Here is a 17180-nt window from a genome sequence, read left to right as displayed (position 1 = left end):
ACATTGGCTACAATCAATATTTATAGTAACCCCCTTATTATTTGTACGTATACAAAGCAGGTTGTTAATAGATAACTTTTTATAATTCGGAGTTACTGAGCATGAGGAAGATTTTCCTGTCTATTGTATTGTTTTATTACTTGTCTTCGCTGGCTTATGCCCAGCAGAAGTCTATGTATACGCAATATATGTTCAATACGTTGGCTATTAATCCGGCATACTCCAGTATGGACGATGCACTGACTATCACAGGGCTTTCCAGGCAGCAATGGGTTGGGTTTAAAGGAGCTCCAAGAACACAAACCTTGTCTATGCATACACCTATTAACGAGTCTAATACTTCTTTTGGGGTGATGTTGAGTAACGACCAGATAGGGGAGGTTGTAAAAGAATCGGGAGGGTACCTGACTATAGCCCAGAAAGTGGAGATTATGGAAGAAACCTTTCTGGCTGTTGGATTTAATGGAGGTGTTAGTAGTTTTAGAGCAACTTATTCAGATAACTTTCCTAATAGTCCGGCCTCTCAGTACGATCCGGTTTTTCAGAACTCAAAAGAGATGCGGGCAAACTTTGGTTTTGGGGTAATGCTTTTTTCAGAAAAGTATTATGTTGGTTTTTCGTCGCCTCATTTTTATTATCGTGATTTTGCTTCATTAGGGAAAGAGGCTGCCGCTACGGCTTATAAACCACATTATATGTTGCAGGCAGGGTACCTGTTTAATTTAGGGGAAGATTTTAAGCTAAAACCTAATGTGTTGGCAAAATATGTAAGTGGTTCGCCCATTCAACTAGATTTTAATGCCAACCTTTTGATTGCCGAAACGTTTTGGATAGGTGCGTCTTACCGTACCCTGGACTCGTTTGATCTGATGGCTTCTTTTTACATTACTCCCAGTATACAGTTAGGGTATTCTTATGATTTTACCAATACGGAATTAGCTAAGATCCAAAAGGGGAGTCATGAAGTTATGCTGAAAGCAAGAATATTTGGTCGGACCAGAGACCAGACGGCTTGTTACTTTTAATACTTACATTATAAATTTAAACAAGTTTTAAAGGCTAAGCACTATAAATCTCGAACTTTTTGATATCGATGATAATCTCGGTACGGTATCCTTTCCGCTCATTTATTTTTAAAGATTTAATATTGGAAGCGTCCATCTCGTATAGTTTTTCGAATATTTTACTACCGCTAATTCTTTTGCCCTCAAGTATTAATAGGTATTCTTTATCAAATAATTGTGGTTTTGATTTTTCCAGAGTGCGTTTAGCATCTGGAAATCTTTGTTCTATTTTATTATAGAAATCTTTTAATACAAAATCTCTGGTATAGATGTTTATAACCACATCGTTAGGTCTTTTAACAAATGCGAGATCGGATTTTTTTATCTTTTCTGCTTTTTTCAGACTTATTTTTTTATCGTTCAGATAGTATAAACTTGAGGTTTCTTTGGCTTCTTCCCGTTGTTCTAAACGGTTATGTTTCCCGTAAGCAGTTTCGTATTTTAGAAGAATCCTGTCTTTGGGACTTTTGTTTAGGTATTCCCATTTCCATTGATTTTGCGTTTGCTCGTATCTTTTTGGAGAAAGGGAAAGGATAAGATCCGGGCTGATATTGCTCAGGTTTAATGATAGCGAGGTATGCTGGATAGTACCTTTCCATAAAGAAGATCCTTGAAGTTGATAGTCGAAATAACGGTAAGATGGCGTTTTACCTGCCTGTATCCTAAACCTTACTATCAGTTGAATTTCTTCGCCCTCTGCAAATAATATTCTCCAGATATGTGCGGGAAGCTGTTGTTTATAGAATCTCTGAATACTTTTTAGATCACCAGCTCCTTGTGTGGCTTTTTTAAGGACAGGGTTAAGATATATCAATCTGCGGTTTACAGTCCTGTTATTTAACAGAACATCGTAGTCTTGTGCCTGATAAAGTTTGAGATTGCGTGTAGACGGAGAAAAAAACATGATAGGTACGCCCATCTCGGCCTCGGTTTGTTTACCTGTATTGCGCAAATGATAGTAGCATTCTACATAACTGCCATCCATGCCTATATTGGCACTAATTCTCTGTTCTACAATCTGTATTTTCTCTGCACCGTTGCCAGGAACAATACTTTTTATGCTGATATTATTGTCTCTGTTTTCGGCAGCGTTAGCTACAATCGCAAATAGTATAAATAAAATAGATGTAAAATGACTTCTCATTAGTTGTTAACCTTTAAAAACCACCCATGTCTTCATCATTACCCGCAGGACGCTCGCGTTCGTCACTTTTTTTACCTTTACGGTTAGAGTTGGTCATATCTGTTTTTCCAAATCTATAGTTGATGCTGAAGTTGTACATTCTGCCCATGCGTCTGCGTTCAAAATCCTGGATAAAATTAAGATTGTTTGTGTGCATACCAAACTTTCTGCTGTCTAAAATATCCTGTACATTGAACCCTAAGCTAACTTTTTTTGCCAATAGGTCATATTTTAATCCGGCGTCCAGACTTTGCATAGATTGGGTTTTTCCCTGAGAAAGCGTTCTGGGAGCCATATAAAAAAAGTTAGCCTGTGCAGCAAGCTGTTTGGTGATGTTTAGGGTTGAGTTTACATTTCCGTTCCAGTTGAAACCATCATTGTCATTGATGCCTAAGCTTTCATCGCCTTTAAAGGCTGTCTTAAAAAAGTTAAGGTTTCCTGTAATATTCCATGTTTTGCTGATGCTTGCCCTACTGATGAGTTCTAATCCGGCAGAGCGGCTTCTGGCAATATTATAGAACTTGGATATGGTTCCGCCGTTTTCATCCGGGTTTTCTGCTCTGATAGATTGAATAACATCATTAACCTGTCTAAAATAAACAGAGGAGGTAAAGGTTACCAGTCTCCAGAATTTGGCGTAGCTAAATTCATACGAATGTATGTCTTCTGGTTTTAGATTTGGGTTTCCGATACGGATATTATATCTGTCTGCAACATTAGGAAAAGGATTAACCTGCCACCCACGAGGTCGGTTAACCCGGCGGGAATAACTAAGTTGTAACTGGTGGTCTCCTTTTAATTTCTGAGTAAGAAAAATACTGGGATAAACTCTCAGGTAGTCTAATTTTCCTTTGCTTGTTTGAAAAACCTGATTCTTGTCTAATCCGGATATGTCTGTATTCAGGTAAGCTTGTTCGGCTCTTAAACCGGCTTGTATACCGAAGCTTTCTGTAAGTTGATTTTGGTAGCTGGAGTATACCGCATGTACCATATCCTGAAGCTCAAACAGATTGCTTAAATTATAATCTCTGTCGTATAGATTGCTTCCCAACAATAAAGTATCAGAAACCTGATTTTCCTGATTATAACGTAAAATACTTCTATAGCCTGCTTCCAGTTTACTGTTTTTAGAAAGCGGGTATGTATAATCAATCTGTATGTTGTAGTTGTGGTCTTTTCGGGTAATATCATTAACTCTGTCCATCCCTGTTTTAGAGGAAGATGGTTGGTCGTTTAAATCAAAAAATTGTTGAACAATACTTTGGTATTCACCTTCTTTACGATTGCCATAAGAGAAATTGGCGCTTAACTCTTCACCTTTTTTCTTGAATTTGTGCGAGAAGTCCATGTTTAGGTCGTAACCGTTGGTGTTTTCATTTCCACCATTAAAGCCGGGACCCCGGTCTGTAAGTTCATTATTTATATCATAAAATAATTGATCGCTGTTTTCGGATTTCTTTTGATCTCTAATGTTCAGATTGGTTGACAATCCTATACTGGTGTTTGGGGTAAAGAAATAATCGGTTCCCAGTTTTAAAACATGGTTTCTGTTAAATCTCTTGGAAATTAAATTTGATGAGGTAAAGGGCGTAGTGGTAGGTTTTAAAAAAGAGGTGCTGTTATAGCCGGAACCATCTCTGTTACCTTCCTTATAATTATAATTACCGGAGAAATTCCATTTTAAGTTTCGGTAATTAAGGGCTAGGCCGGCATTGTGGTTTTCTAAACGCCCAGAAGCCAAACTGGCGTTGCCGTTAAATCCTGCATTTTTACTTCTCTTTAATACGATGTTGATAATTCCCGATTGCCCCTCTGCTTCATATTTTGAAGAAGGATTGGTAATAAGTTCTACCTTTTCGATAGCGTTGGCAGGTAATGCTTGTAGTACAGAGCTGATGTCACTGCCCGAGAAAGTGGAAGGTTTTCCATCAATCAATACTTTTACATTATTAGTCCCTCTTAAACTTACGTTTCCGTCCAGGTCTACCTGTACCGAAGGAATAGTGGCTAGTAAATCACTGGCAGAACCACCTTGTGTAGCTAAGCTTTGGTCTGCATTGAATACTTTCCTGTCAATACCTAACTGGATAACGTCTTTGGTGCCGGTAACCAGAACTTCTTTAAGTACAGAATTTGCACTTTGTTTTAGCGTAAGATTCCCTAATTGAAGATTGCCGTTTAACTGTACCACTTTTTGGAAAGGGGTGTAACCAATGAAATTAACAGTTATTTTGTATTCACCTTTTGTCAGATTCTGAAAAGAGAATTGGCCTTCTAAATCTGTTTGGGTGTTTGCCAAAGGCTTGTCATTGTTAGATTTATAAAGAGCAACCGTTGCAAAGTCTATAATTTCGTTTGTGCTGGCATCTATAACTTTACCTTTTAATGAGAAGTTTCCGCTGGAAGCTTTTCCACTTGTCACTGCTTTGTTATTTTGCGCAAATGATACCGATTGTAATAGAAATAAGAGAACAAAGATGATAAATTTGCTAGGAGTAGGATTCATGAAAATAGTAATTTTTTAATCGCCTTATATAGGTTGTAAATTTTGATACGGTTTTAAAAATAGCTATTTTTTATAAAACGAAATACGGATATAACTAAAATAGATTGAATATGAATTACGAAGCTTATAGAAGTATCATAGATAAATTACTGGCAGAAGGTAAGACAACGGGTAACGACCATTCTGAGTTTATGATTGATTATACCAAAATGAATGTTCACCGTATGAACAGATTGGATAAGACGGTATCATTAAATGAAGATCTATTGAAAGAGCTGAACAGGATAGAAAAGAAATATCGTTTTGTTGTGCTGACTGAGGCATGGTGCGGAGATGCTTCGCAAATTGTACCTGTTATTAACCAATTGGCTAATGCGTCAGGGGGTAAGATTACGCTGGATTTAATATGGCGAGATGAAAATGTGGAGATGATGGATAGGTATCAGACCAACGGAGGAAGGGCCATTCCCAAACTGGTAGTTATTGATGAGGCCAGCGGAACAGAATTGGCTCATTGGGGACCAAGACCAGCTTTAGCGCAGGAGCTAGTTACCGAACTGAAAAAAGATACATCCTTAGGTTTGGCAGAGGTTTCTGAAAAACTACATTATTGGTACGCTAAGGACAAAACTCAGGCTATTCAAAAAGAACTGACAGAACTATTGCAGCATCTAGCTTAAAGTTTTGGTTGTATAGTAACCTGTATGATTTTTTTGGACGACCCTATTGCTTATAGCCAATTAATACGGTTTTTCTTGCAAAAAAGCAGGAGTATTAAGAGAAAAAGAAAGCTTAGACAAATTATCCGAAAAATTTTAAACAAGTTCTAAAGTATTTTGGACAAAATTTCAATAAACACAGTATAACAATTCTTATATTGCGCCATTAAAACTATAACACATTTATAACTCAAAAATCACTATGTTATCTAAAGTCAATTTTACAGAAACTCCTGCTTATGAGTATCTTTCTAACCATTTGGTTGATATTGCCGATAAGCATTTGAGAGACCTGTTTAAAGAAGATCCTAAGAGGTTTGAGAAGTTTTCAATTCAATTTAACGATATATTGGTTGACTATTCTAAGAATAGAATAAATGAAACGACTCTTGCTTTATTGATTCAACTTGCCAAAGAGTGCGAATTAGACAAGGCGATAAAGTCGATGTTTAATGGCGAAAAAATCAACGAAACAGAGGACAGAGCTGTTTTGCATACCGCACTAAGAAACAGAAGCAATACGCCCGTATTGGTAGACGGAGAAGATGTAATGCCTTTGGTGAATGAGGTATTGGCTAAAATGAAAAAATTCAGCGAAGCAATTATAGGCGGTAGCTGGAAAGGTTTTACAGGAAAAAGCATTACAGATGTTGTAAATATAGGGATTGGAGGTTCTGATTTGGGGCCGGTAATGGTTACTGAATCACTTAAAGCTTACAAAAACCATTTAAATTTACATTTCGTTTCTAATGTTGATGGAACCCATATTGTAGAAACGGTTAAAAACCTGAATCCTGAAACGACATTGTTCTTAATTGCTTCTAAAACATTTACTACGCAAGAAACAATGGCCAATGCACACACTGCAAGAGAATGGTTCCTGAAATCAGGCGCAAAGGAAGCAGATGTGGCTAAGCACTTTGCTGCGCTTTCTACAAATGCAGATGGTGTGAGCAAATTTGGTATCGATACTGCAAATATGTTCGAATTTTGGGACTGGGTAGGTGGACGTTACTCTTTGTGGAGTGCCATTGGATTGCCTATTGCATTAAGTGTAGGTTTCGAAAAATTTGAAGAATTATTGCAGGGAGCACATGAAATGGATAACCATTTCAAAGCGACTCCTTTCGAAGAGAATATTCCGGTAGTATTGGCTTTGTTAGGTATTTGGTACAATAACTTCTTTGAGGCCGAAACTCAGGCAATTTTACCTTACGACCAATATATGCACCGTTTTGCGGCTTATTTCCAACAGGGAGATATGGAAAGTAACGGTAAATATGTAGACAGAGCTGGCAATGCTGTAAGTTACCAAACAGGACCTGTGATTTGGGGAGAACCTGGAACTAACGGACAACACGCTTTTTATCAATTGATCCATCAGGGAACAAAATTAATTCCTTGTGATTTTATTGCTCCGGCAAAATCTCATAATCCAATAGGAGAGCACCATACTTTATTGTTATCCAACTTTTTTGCCCAAACAGAGGCATTAATGAATGGTAAAACAGAGGCAGAGGTAAAAGCAGAATTGGTAGGGAAATCTGTCGAAGAAATTGCCAAGATTACACCATTTAAAGTTTTTGAAGGAAACAGACCTACAAACTCTATTCTGGTAAAAGAAATTACACCTAAAGTATTAGGAAGCCTGATAGCAATGTACGAACATAAGATATTCGCTCAGGGTGTTATCTGGAACATTTTCAGTTTTGACCAATGGGGTGTTGAATTAGGAAAACAATTGGCAGGGAAAATTCTTCCTGAATTGAGAAACGAAGATGAAATCACTTCGCATGACGCTTCTACCAATGGTTTGATTAACAAATTTAAAAATTGGAGATAGTTCTGTAAAGAGCATATATAAAAAAATAAGGTCACTTGCTAGCAAGTGACCTTATTTTTTAGCCATGTATAGAAATACCTAATAATTTATAGAATTCTTTTAAAATGGCGGGATGCCCTGGCCAGGCAGGAGATGTTGTTAAATTACGTTCTGTGATTGCCTGATCCACTGGTATTTCTTTATATGTGCCACCTGCAAGGGTGATTTCTGGTCCTACGGCCGGATAAGCCGTTAATGTTCTTCCTTCAACTACATTGGCTGCAGTTAATATTTGTATACCGTGGCATATAGCAGCCACAGGTTTGTTGGCGTCAAAAAAGTGTTTAGTATAATCCAAAACTTTCTGGTTTAACCTGATATATTCAGGAGCTCGACCGCCACAAACATATAAACCGCCATATTCAGAGAGATTTACATCATCAAAATTTTTGTTGATAATGAAGTTATGCCCTCTTAACTCAGCGTATGTTTGAAAGCCAATAAAATCATGAATGGCAGTAGCAATAGATTCTCCCTTCTTTTTACCGGGACAAACAACATCTACTTCTAAACCAACGGACAAGAGCGCCTGAAAAGGCACCATAATTTCGTAATCTTCTACGAAATCACCAGCTAACATTAAAATCTTTTTGCTCATAAGTGAATGAATAAAGTTATAAGTTACGAAAAATTGTATATTCAACAAAGTATAAGAAACAGAGTTGATATGAAATTTACAATTTCTAGCTATTCATTTGTTATATACATTTTTAAGATATTTATGATTCTTTAATTTTTTAACAAAATCAGGTATGAAAAGAACCTTTTTAGTTTTTGCTTTGATAACATCAGTAGTGTTATCTTATGCCCAAAACAAACCAGTTTTAAGTCCACCCGCTACTGCAAAGCAAACTTTAGCAAATGGGGTAGAAGTGACTATTAATTATGCACAACCTTCAGTAAAGGGGAGAACCATTGGTAACGATATAGCACCATACGGAAAAGTTTGGCGTACCGGAGCTAATGCTGCTACACAATTTGAAGTGAATAAAGATGTAACCGTTAATGGTCATGCGCTGAAAGCCGGAAAATATTCCTTGTTTACCATTCCCGGAGTAAAAGAATGGGTGGTTATTTTTAATAAAACATGGGATCAGTGGGGCGCTTATAAATATCAGGAAAAAGAAGATGCGCTTAGAGTAAATGTAAAGTCAGGTAAAACCAAACAGTTTACAGAGCAAATGACTTTTGAAATTGATAAAGCAGGACAAGTAGATTTGTTGTGGGGAGATGTAGCAGTAGGATTTAAAGTAAAGTAACCTAATTTCACCATAGAAATATCATAATTGACCTGAACTATTTAGGTCAATTATAATAATAATACACTAAATCAATAGATTTTATAAAAAATAATTAAACTGATATTCAATGCGTTATGATTTTTTTATAACATCTTGAATACAAGATATCTGTTTTTAAAATACATTTGTCTATAAATTCTATAGATTTTATAGTTTAAAATATTTATTCAAATGTACATGACAAAACAAATACCACAACAGCACTGGAGAGTTATATATAAAGTGCTTCTGTTTACACTGCCTTTTCTTCAGTTAGGAAATACAGTTTATGCCCAAAAAACGGCTAAAGGAATTATAAAAGATATTAATGGAGTCCCTGTTCCAGCAGTAACCATAGTAGTGAAAGGAACTACAACACATGCTATAACTGATGCAAACGGAGAGTTTAGTATTGTAACAAAAAAGGAGTTTCCGATAGTATTACGAGTTAGTCTGGTTGGTTTCAGGTCTCAGGAGAAAACGGTGAGTCAAATATTATCCAAACCCCTCGAGATTGTTTTAGAAGCAGACGATCAGTTGCTTTCCGAGGTATCGGTAACAGCCAGAAGGCGTAACGAGGCCGTTCAGGAAGTTCCTATTCCCATTACTGTAATTGGTGGACAAGTGGCTGAAAATACCGGGGCTTTTAATGTTAATCGTTTAAAAGAATTAGTTCCTTCTGTACAGTTGTATGCTTCAAATGCCAGAAATACAACTTTAAATATTCGGGGTTTGGGATCTACATTTGGTTTAACAAATGATGGGATAGACCCGGGCGTAGGTTTTTATGTTGATGGTGTTTACCACGCCAGGCCTGCGGCAACATCAACAGATTTTTTGGATATAGAACAAATAGAGGTTTTAAGAGGTCCTCAGGGAACTTTGTTTGGGAAAAATACCACAGCAGGAGCCTTTAATATCACCACACGAAAACCAAGCTTTGTACCCAGTGCTAAAGCAGAATTAAGTTACGGAAACTACAATTATATACAGGCTAAAGCAATGGTTACGGGTACGATTGCAAAAGATGTTGCTGCAAAAATTTCTCTTTCAGGAACACAACGTGATGGAACTATCTGGAATCCGTTGGAAGAGCGAAAATACAACGGTTTGAATAATGTGGGTTTAAAAGGACAGTTGTATTATGTGCCTTCAGATAAATTGGAGGTATTGTTAAGCGGTGATGTTAGTATTCAGCACCCTGCAGGTTATCCTTTGGTGGTGGCAGGAGTTACTCCGACGGAAAGAAGTGCTTATCGTCAATATGATAAAATTATTTCGGATTTGGGATATGAATCACGTCCAATAAACCCTTTTTCCAGAGAGATTTACACAAATACTCCGTGGAGACATAATCAATCAATAGGAGGGATTTCATTAAATATAGACAGAAAGATAGGAAATGGAACCCTAACATCAACAACTGCATGGAGATTTTGGAACTGGGACCCAACAAATGATAGGGACTTTACAGAAGTATCTGCACTTACAAAATCGCAAGGGAATACCCGCCACGATCAATATTCGCAAGAAATAAGATATGCCGGAAATATTGCTGAAAAGGTAAGTGGTGTAGTAGGTGTTTTTTTACTGGGTCAAAATTTAAAAGGGTTAGACCAGACAGAAGAGGTTGGTAAAGATCAATGGAGATTTGTGCAAACCAGTAATTCGGGAGATCAGGCTTTATATTCCACTCCGGGTTTGCTGGATGGTTATGGAATCAAAACAAATTCTACTATAAAATCTTTAAGTGCAGCTGCTTTTGCTCAGGCCGATTGGGAATTTATAGATCATTTACATGTTTTACCGGGTATTCGTTTTACTTACGATCAGAAAGATGTGGATTACGATAGAAAAACGTATGGTGGTTTGCAAACAACAGATCCTACTTTATTGAAATTGAAGGCTGATGTTTATAAAAATCAGGCATTTAATACAAAAACAGATAATAATAATTTATCGGGTAATATTACGCTATCGTACAGACCTACTGATAAATTAAATGTTTTTGGAACATTCTCCACGGCATATAAACCTGTTGGTGTTAACGTTGGTGGATTGCCAACTACTTCTACAGGTGAAGCGGATTTGTCTGTAGCGGTTGTTAAGCCTGAATATGTACAGCATTACGAATTGGGGGTTAAATCTAAACCTTTTAAAGGAGCTTTATTGAATATTGCTGCATTCAGATCAGATATTAAGGATTATCAAACGAATGTACAATCTCCGCAGTTAGGTGTAAATAGGGGGTATCTTGCAAATGCTGAAAAAGTTAGGGTACAGGGAATTGAGGTTGATGGTAGTTATCAGTTAGAAAAATACCTGACTTTAAATGCTGCAGTATCTTATCTGGATGGGAAGTATGTTAAGTTTACTAATGCACCGCTGCCATTAGAGGAAACCGGGTATACAGAGCTTATTAACGGAGTGTCTACTCAAGTAGCTTTTAAGGATGCATCGGGAGGTAGATTGCCAGGAATATCGAAGTGGAATGTTGCAGGAGGTTTTGAGTTAAGTACATTGGGACGTTTGATAGAGAAAGACGGAAGGTTTTTCTTTGGTGGCGATGTGAGCTACAGATCGGAATATTCTTCTAATCCAACGCCATCTAAAGTTTTGCTAATAGACGGGTACTCTCTTCTGAATTTAAGACTAGGTTTTAGATCCGAAAAATTTTCTCTGTTTGTATGGGGCAGAAACATAACGGATACCAACTATTTTGAACAATTGCAGGCTGCGGCAGGAAATGCAGGATTATATGCTGGTGTATTAGGCGATCCGAGAACTTATGGGGCTACAGTAAGATTTGCTTTTTAAAATTCAAATCACTTCATAATTATATAAAAGGGGCAGTATCAAAAATAAAAACGTTGTTATTTCGATGAGTATAGCGAAGAGAAATCTTCTTCCTAAGTGCTCTTGAGACAAAGTCCTTTTGATATAGCCCCTCTTTTTATAATGGTTTTTCTAAACCTCTGTTCTGCAATAAATATTTAATATCGGGTTCTTTACCTCTGAAGTTTTTGTAAAGAACCATAGGTTCTACTGTGCCGCCTTTCTCCAAAATATTTTTTCTGAAAGATTCAGCCGTTTTTGGATCAAAAATATTACCTGTTTCTTTAAATGCTGCAAAGGCGTCGCTATCCAGTACTTCCGACCAGATATAGCTATAATAACCTGCTGAATATCCACCAGCAAAAATATGTTGAAAATAAGTGCTTCTATATCGTGGGGCTATTTGAGAAATCAAACCTATTTTTGCCATTTCAGTTTGTTCAAACAGGTCAGGTTTAATCTGTTTGCCCGCAGGAAGAGAGTGGTAAGCCATGTCCAGTAGCGAAGCGGCCAGATATTCTACTGTAGCAAATCCCTGATTGAATTTAGAGGCGGTATTCATTTTTTCAATTAATGCCTGAGGAATAACCTCGCCTGTTTTATAATGTCTGGCATATTGGTTTAAAACTTCCTTTTCAAAAGCATAATGTTCCATAAACTGAGAAGGCAGTTCTACAAAATCTCTTGAAACAGAAGTTCCTGCCAAGGACTCAAATTTTACATTTGACAGTAAGCCATGCAATGCATGCCCAAATTCATGGAAAAATGTTTCTACTTCATCAGGGGTTAATAATGCCGGGTCGTTTCCATTTGGCGGTGTAAAATTACAGACGATAGAAACTATAGGCGATACTTTTGAACCATTTGCAGATTGTTTTCTGTAGGAAGTCATCCATGCGCCACCTCTTTTAGATTCCCGTGGAAAAAAATCCATATAAAATACACCTACGTGATTATTATTTGCTCCTTTAACTTCATAAGCAACAATATCAGGATGGTATCTTGGGATATCTTTAATTTCTGTAAAACTTAATCCGTAAAGGCGTTGGACTACATAAAAAATTCCTTGTTTAACTTGTTCTAAAGGAAAGTATGGTTTTAACTCTTCGGCATCAAAATTATATTTTCCCTGCTTTACTTTATTGGCATAATAAAACCAGTCCCACGCTTCCAGTGTTTCTCCATTTTCTTTCTTATCCATCAGTTTCTGCATTTCTGCAGCTTCTGATTTTGCAACAGGTAATGCTGCTGACCAAAGATTATTTAAAAGATTTAAAACAGCTAGTGGGGTTTTAGCCATGGTTTCACTTAACGAGAAATCGGCATAACTGCTATAGCCTAATAAGTTGGATCGTTCTGCTCTAAGCGATACCATTTGCGCAACATTTATATTGTTATCCCACTCGTTGCTATTATCTCCTTTATGGGTATAAGCTTTATATATTTGTTCCCGTAGTTTTCTGTTATCAGCATATTCAAGAAAAGGCATTACACTGGGGTTGTGTAAGGTAAACTTCCATTTTCCGTTTAGACCAGACTCTTTAGCTACTTTTGCAGCATTGTTAACCAGCCCTTCTGGAAGCCCGGACAGGTCTTCTTTTTGATCAATAACCAGTTCGTAAGCGTTAACTTCCTTCAATACATTTTGACCAAACTTAACCGTTAAAGAAGACAGCTCTTTGTTAATGTTTCTTAACCTCTCTTTAGATTTTTCATCTAAATTGGCTCCGCTTCTTATAAAAGCTTTATAGGTTTTGTCTAAAAGTCTGGCTTCTTCCGGGGTTAGTTTCTCTTTAGCAATATTTTCGTGAACTTGCTTAACTCTGCTGAATAACTCTGGATTTAACAAAATATCATCATGATGCTGAGCTAGTTTAGGGGCAATTTCACTGGATATTTTTTCTAATTGCGGATTAGTGTGCGCACTTGTTAAATTAAAAAATACGGTAACTACTTTTTTCAAGAGCAGGTCACTGCTTTCTAAAGGAATGATAGTGTTTTGAAAAGTTGGCGTTGAACGGACGGTATAAATTGCGGCAACTTTTTCTTTTTGTTGTTGCATACCTGCTTCAAAAGCAGGCATAAAATGTTCTGGTTTTATGCGCTCAAACGGAGGCACCTGAAAGGGAGTCTTATATTCCGAAAAAAACGGATTTTCCTGCGCAACGGCAGAATTATTATTTAACATTGACATACTGCAGAAAAGTAGAAGTCCTGGAACAAAATGTTTTCTAATCATGCTCAGCTTTGGTTTTAACCGCAAACATATCTATAAAAAGAAAGAGATTTAATTGCAGTTTGTAAAAATGCTGTAGCAGAGAAAGGTTAGTGCTCTTTTAAAGTAATCTCGTAAAGCCTGGGCCATTTTTTACCTGTAACAAATAGCCTTTTTCCTTTAGCATCCCAGGCAATGCCATTGAGTACATCTTGAGATTCATCTTCAACATCATCTTTCCTGAGTCCCATTAAATTAATGTAGGCTTCAACTTCTCCACTTTCGGGATTAATAATAGCAATCAGGTCAGAAGTATAAATATTGGCATATATTTTTCCGTCTATCCATTCCAGTTCATTTAATTCGTTAACCGGACCTTTATCGTCGTAAACTTCAACAAAACCTTCTGGTTGGTAGGTGTTTTTGTTTAATTTAAATAAGCGGTTAGTACCATCAGAATTGTAAATGGTTTGTTTACCATCAAAAGCTAAGCCCCAGCCTTCGTCGGCATGGTTGTAAGGATAAGTTTTTAATAGTTCCAGTGTGTTTTTGTCGTATTCGAACATCACCTTTTCACGATAGGTAAGCATAAGGATTTTGTTACCCACCACAGTCATTCCCTCTGCAAAATACTTTTTGTCAAGGTTTACCTGTTTCAATACTTTTCCATCCTGGGCAACTCTTCTGATGCTTGAACCGCCGTATTCCCCGTCACTTTCGTAAAAGATTCCATCGTGAAACTCGAGTCCCTGTGTATATGAACTTACATCATGCTGATAGGTTTTGACTATCTGATAGCCGTATTGTACCGGAATTTTTGTAGATAAAAGTAAAATGTTAGAGCTGATTTCTGTAGAAGCTCCTTTACGGAATATTTTTGCTGTTATTGTTCGGTTACCCACAGACCATTTATCAGTAGCTATAGACAGTGTGGAGGTATCTTTCTGGCTTAGCAAAAACGTATCGTCCATATAAAACTGTACAGAGTCAGGAGTTTCTTCTGTTACGAAACGCATGGGAATGTTTTCGCCCAATTTAAAAGAGCTTCCGTTTTGTGGGTATAACTCGTCGTATTGTTTGTTCTTTTTCTTGTCTTTACAAGAAACGGAGCCTATAGTAGCCAATGCAATAAGTATAATGTAATTCAATTTTTTGAATGTTTTAGTAATTCCAGAATGCATCTTCAATATGTTTTAAATTAGGGGTTGTAGCATCTTTATCCAAAATAATGGATATAATATCAAACCTGATTTCGCCTTTATGTTGTGTTTGGTAAAGGTATTCTTCTGCGGCATCTGTAAAAAGCTTTTGTTTTTTGTTGTTAACAAAATCTTCAGGATGACCAAAGAAAGTGCCCGATCTGGTTTTAACTTCTATAAATATAATAGTTTTGTTTTTATATGCTATCAGGTCAATTTCTGCTCTGCCTGTTCTCCAGTTTTCTTCAAGTATTTCGTAACCGTTCTTTTCGAGGTGATTTTTGGCTATTTGTTCGCCCGTTTTTCCGAAAAGATTGGAAGATGTTGCCATGTTATTTAGAGATTACAGTACCCAGAAAATTAGAAATGTACTTTTCGATACCTTTTAAATCAAGATATTCTTTCATTAATATCATCAGGTTGTCTTCATTTTTTTCTACCTGCATTTGACGCTGTTTATCGGCCATTAAAGCTACTACTTTCTTCTTTTTTAGGTGGAAAATAGAACTCATGACTGTTGACCGCATGTGGTCTGATTCTTCCTTAACGGTGATATTATGCATATTATACCAGTTTTCACTTAAGCTGTAAGGACTGGTTAAAAGAGATATGGCCATAGCCGAAATATCCCGGTCACTATGTTTCAGAAAATCTTTTTCTAAAGGAAGATTTCCAGATTCTACCTGAGATTTATAGTATTCAAATATCTTTTTTAGCGAAGGCTCGTTAAAGCTGACATCGCTTAGGTTTGAGACAATATAAGGGCCAATGTAGGTGTCTGTAATCTCGTCCCAGGTAACTAACAGGTGACCGTAATTTAATAAAACCCTTATTATTTCTTTCTCCTGGCTCAGATCTTCCTGTACCGGTTTGCGGTCGTCATCGAAAAGATCGGGGGGAGGGCCATCCTGATAAAAATCGGGAGGAGGGAAGTTACCGCCACCGGGTTGAAAATTATTACCGGGAGCATTGTTTTCTTTTTTGGATTTGGACAGGCGGATTTTATTCAGCTCGGCTATTAAAATCTGCTCTTCCATTTGCAGCAGTCCGCTACATTCTCTTAAATATACCGAAGCTTTTATTGCATCGGGTATTTTTGCAATACTTTCTATGATATCCCTGATTATTCCCGCTTTTTTAATAGGATCATTCCCCGCATCTTGCAGTAAAATCTCGGTTTTATAGAATATAAAGTCTTTGGTTTTTAGCTCAATGTGAGTTTTGAACTCTGAAGCACCGTGTTGCTGTATATAAGAATCTGGATCGTGACCATCGGGGAAAAGCACAACTTTTACGTTCATGCCTTCTTCCAGAATCATATCCAAACCTCTTAACGATGCTTTAATACCAGCGGCATCACCATCGTATAAAATAGTTACGTTTTTGGTAAACCGACCAATCAGTTTTATCTGTTCTGTTGTTAGCGAAGTTCCGGAAGAGGCTACAACATTCTCAACTCCAGCCTGGTGAACAGCCATTACATCGGCATATCCTTCTACCAAAAAACAATTATCGCGGTCTCTTATGGCTTTTTTTGCATGGTAAAGACCATAAAGGACTTTTGATTTATGGTATATTTCACTTTCAGGCGAGTTTACATATTTCGGTATTTTTTTATCGCTTTTTAAGGTACGTCCTCCAAAACCAATAATACGCCCTGTGAAATTGTGGATAGGGAAAATTACTCGTGTACGGAAGCGATCGTAAACACTGCCTTTATCGTTTTTGATAACCAATCCGGTTTCTTCCAAAAATTCCGGTTTATGGCCTTCGGCAATTGCGGCGTCATGTAAAGCTGTCCATTCTTCGGGCGAATAGCCTATCTCGAACTTTTTGAGTGTATCTTCTCTAAAGCCTCTTTCTTTGAAATAACTTAAACCAATGGAGCGGCCTTCGTCAGTATTCCACAAATTGTTTTCGAAAAACTTTGCGGCAAAAGTAGAAGTGATATATAAACTCTCGCGTTTATCTGCTTCTGCTTTGTACTCGTCAGAAACTTCGGTTTCTTCTACTTCAATATTATATTTCTGAGCCAGATACCGGAGTGCTTCCGGGTACGAATATTTTTCGTGGCTCATGATAAATTGAAGCGAATCGCCACCCTCACCGCAACCAAAGCACTTATAAATCCCCTTTGCAGGTGAAACGTGAAAAGAAGGTGTTTTTTCTCCGTGGAAAGGACACAAGCCTATCATACTTGTACCTCTTTTTCTAAGGTGTACAAAGTCCCCAACCACTTCCTCTATTCTGGCTGTCTCTAAAATGCGTTCAACAGATTCTTTCTTTATCATACGATA

General features: G+C 37.2%; 12 protein-coding genes. 5 read left to right on the top strand and 7 right to left on the bottom strand.

Features of this window, described 5'->3' with window-relative positions; all coding sequences use genetic code 11:
• The first annotated feature begins 101 nt into the window (after positions 1–101).
• Positions 102–1025: a PorP/SprF family type IX secretion system membrane protein gene (locus ACFSAH_RS03015; RefSeq protein WP_379661214.1), complete on the top strand. Its 924-nt coding sequence runs from the start codon at positions 102–104 to the stop codon at positions 1023–1025.
• Between the two features lie 34 nt (positions 1026–1059).
• Here the strand turns inward: ACFSAH_RS03015 and ACFSAH_RS03010 are convergent, their stop codons facing one another.
• Together ACFSAH_RS03010 and ACFSAH_RS03005 are read right to left on the bottom strand one after the other, a co-directional pair.
• Complete coding sequence (locus tag ACFSAH_RS03010) at positions 1060–2208, bottom strand: hypothetical protein (protein ID WP_379661213.1); 1149 nt, start codon at positions 2206–2208, stop codon at positions 1060–1062.
• 13 nt (positions 2209–2221) lie between these two features.
• Positions 2222–4669, bottom strand: a complete 2448-nt coding sequence (locus ACFSAH_RS03005) for a TonB-dependent receptor (protein ID WP_379661212.1) — start codon at positions 4667–4669, stop codon at positions 2222–2224.
• Between the two features lie 194 nt (positions 4670–4863).
• Here ACFSAH_RS03005 and ACFSAH_RS03000 point away from each other — a divergent pair, with 194 nt between their 5' ends.
• Together ACFSAH_RS03000 and pgi are read left to right on the top strand one after the other, a co-directional pair.
• Entirely contained in the window at positions 4864–5433 is a 570-nt protein-coding gene (locus ACFSAH_RS03000) for a thioredoxin family protein (RefSeq protein ID WP_379661211.1), read from the top strand.
• A gap of 241 nt (positions 5434–5674) precedes the next feature.
• Positions 5675–7315 carry a glucose-6-phosphate isomerase gene (pgi, locus tag ACFSAH_RS02995; RefSeq protein ID WP_379661210.1) on the top strand — a complete coding sequence of 547 codons (1641 nt, stop codon included), beginning with the start codon at positions 5675–5677 and terminating at the stop codon, positions 7313–7315.
• 58 nt (positions 7316–7373) lie between these two features.
• Here the strand turns inward: pgi and ACFSAH_RS02990 are convergent, their stop codons facing one another.
• Positions 7374–7952: a DJ-1/PfpI family protein gene (locus ACFSAH_RS02990; RefSeq protein WP_379661209.1), complete on the bottom strand. Its 579-nt coding sequence runs from the start codon at positions 7950–7952 to the stop codon at positions 7374–7376.
• A 154-nt stretch (positions 7953–8106) separates the two neighbouring features.
• Here ACFSAH_RS02990 and ACFSAH_RS02985 point away from each other — a divergent pair, with 154 nt between their 5' ends.
• Positions 8107–8613: a DUF2911 domain-containing protein gene (locus tag ACFSAH_RS02985; RefSeq protein WP_379661208.1), complete on the top strand. Its 507-nt coding sequence runs from the start codon at positions 8107–8109 to the stop codon at positions 8611–8613.
• A gap of 219 nt (positions 8614–8832) precedes the next feature.
• The gene (locus ACFSAH_RS02980; RefSeq protein ID WP_379661207.1) at positions 8833–11451 is read left to right on the top strand and encodes a TonB-dependent receptor; all 2619 of its coding nucleotides are present in this window, start codon (positions 8833–8835) and stop codon (positions 11449–11451) included.
• Positions 11452–11587: 136 nt separating this feature from the next.
• Here the strand turns inward: ACFSAH_RS02980 and ACFSAH_RS02975 are convergent, their stop codons facing one another.
• The 4 genes from ACFSAH_RS02975 to dnaG form a co-directional block, all read right to left on the bottom strand.
• The gene (locus ACFSAH_RS02975; RefSeq protein WP_379661206.1) at positions 11588–13657 is read right to left on the bottom strand and encodes a M3 family metallopeptidase; all 2070 of its coding nucleotides are present in this window, start codon (positions 13655–13657) and stop codon (positions 11588–11590) included.
• A 137-nt stretch (positions 13658–13794) separates the two neighbouring features.
• Positions 13795–14865 (bottom strand): glutaminyl-peptide cyclotransferase, encoded by a 1071-nt coding sequence (locus tag ACFSAH_RS02970; RefSeq protein ID WP_379661205.1) that lies wholly within the window; start codon positions 14863–14865, stop codon positions 13795–13797.
• Positions 14846–15214, bottom strand: a complete 369-nt coding sequence (locus ACFSAH_RS02965; protein WP_379661204.1) for a YraN family protein — start codon at positions 15212–15214, stop codon at positions 14846–14848. Before ACFSAH_RS02965 ends, ACFSAH_RS02970 begins: the two co-directional genes overlap by 20 nt.
• Position 15215: 1 nt before the next feature.
• Positions 15216–17174, bottom strand: a complete 1959-nt coding sequence (gene dnaG, locus ACFSAH_RS02960) for a DNA primase (protein ID WP_379661203.1) — start codon at positions 17172–17174, stop codon at positions 15216–15218.
• Positions 17175–17180: the final 6 nt, after the last annotated feature.

The organism is Pseudopedobacter beijingensis, assembly GCF_042678145.1.
In the GTDB taxonomy this organism is placed as follows: Bacteria; Bacteroidota; Bacteroidia; order Sphingobacteriales; family Sphingobacteriaceae; genus Pseudopedobacter; species Pseudopedobacter beijingensis.
The sequence above is the reverse complement of the archived record's forward strand: the minus strand, read 5'-3'. Positions and strand labels throughout refer to the sequence as shown.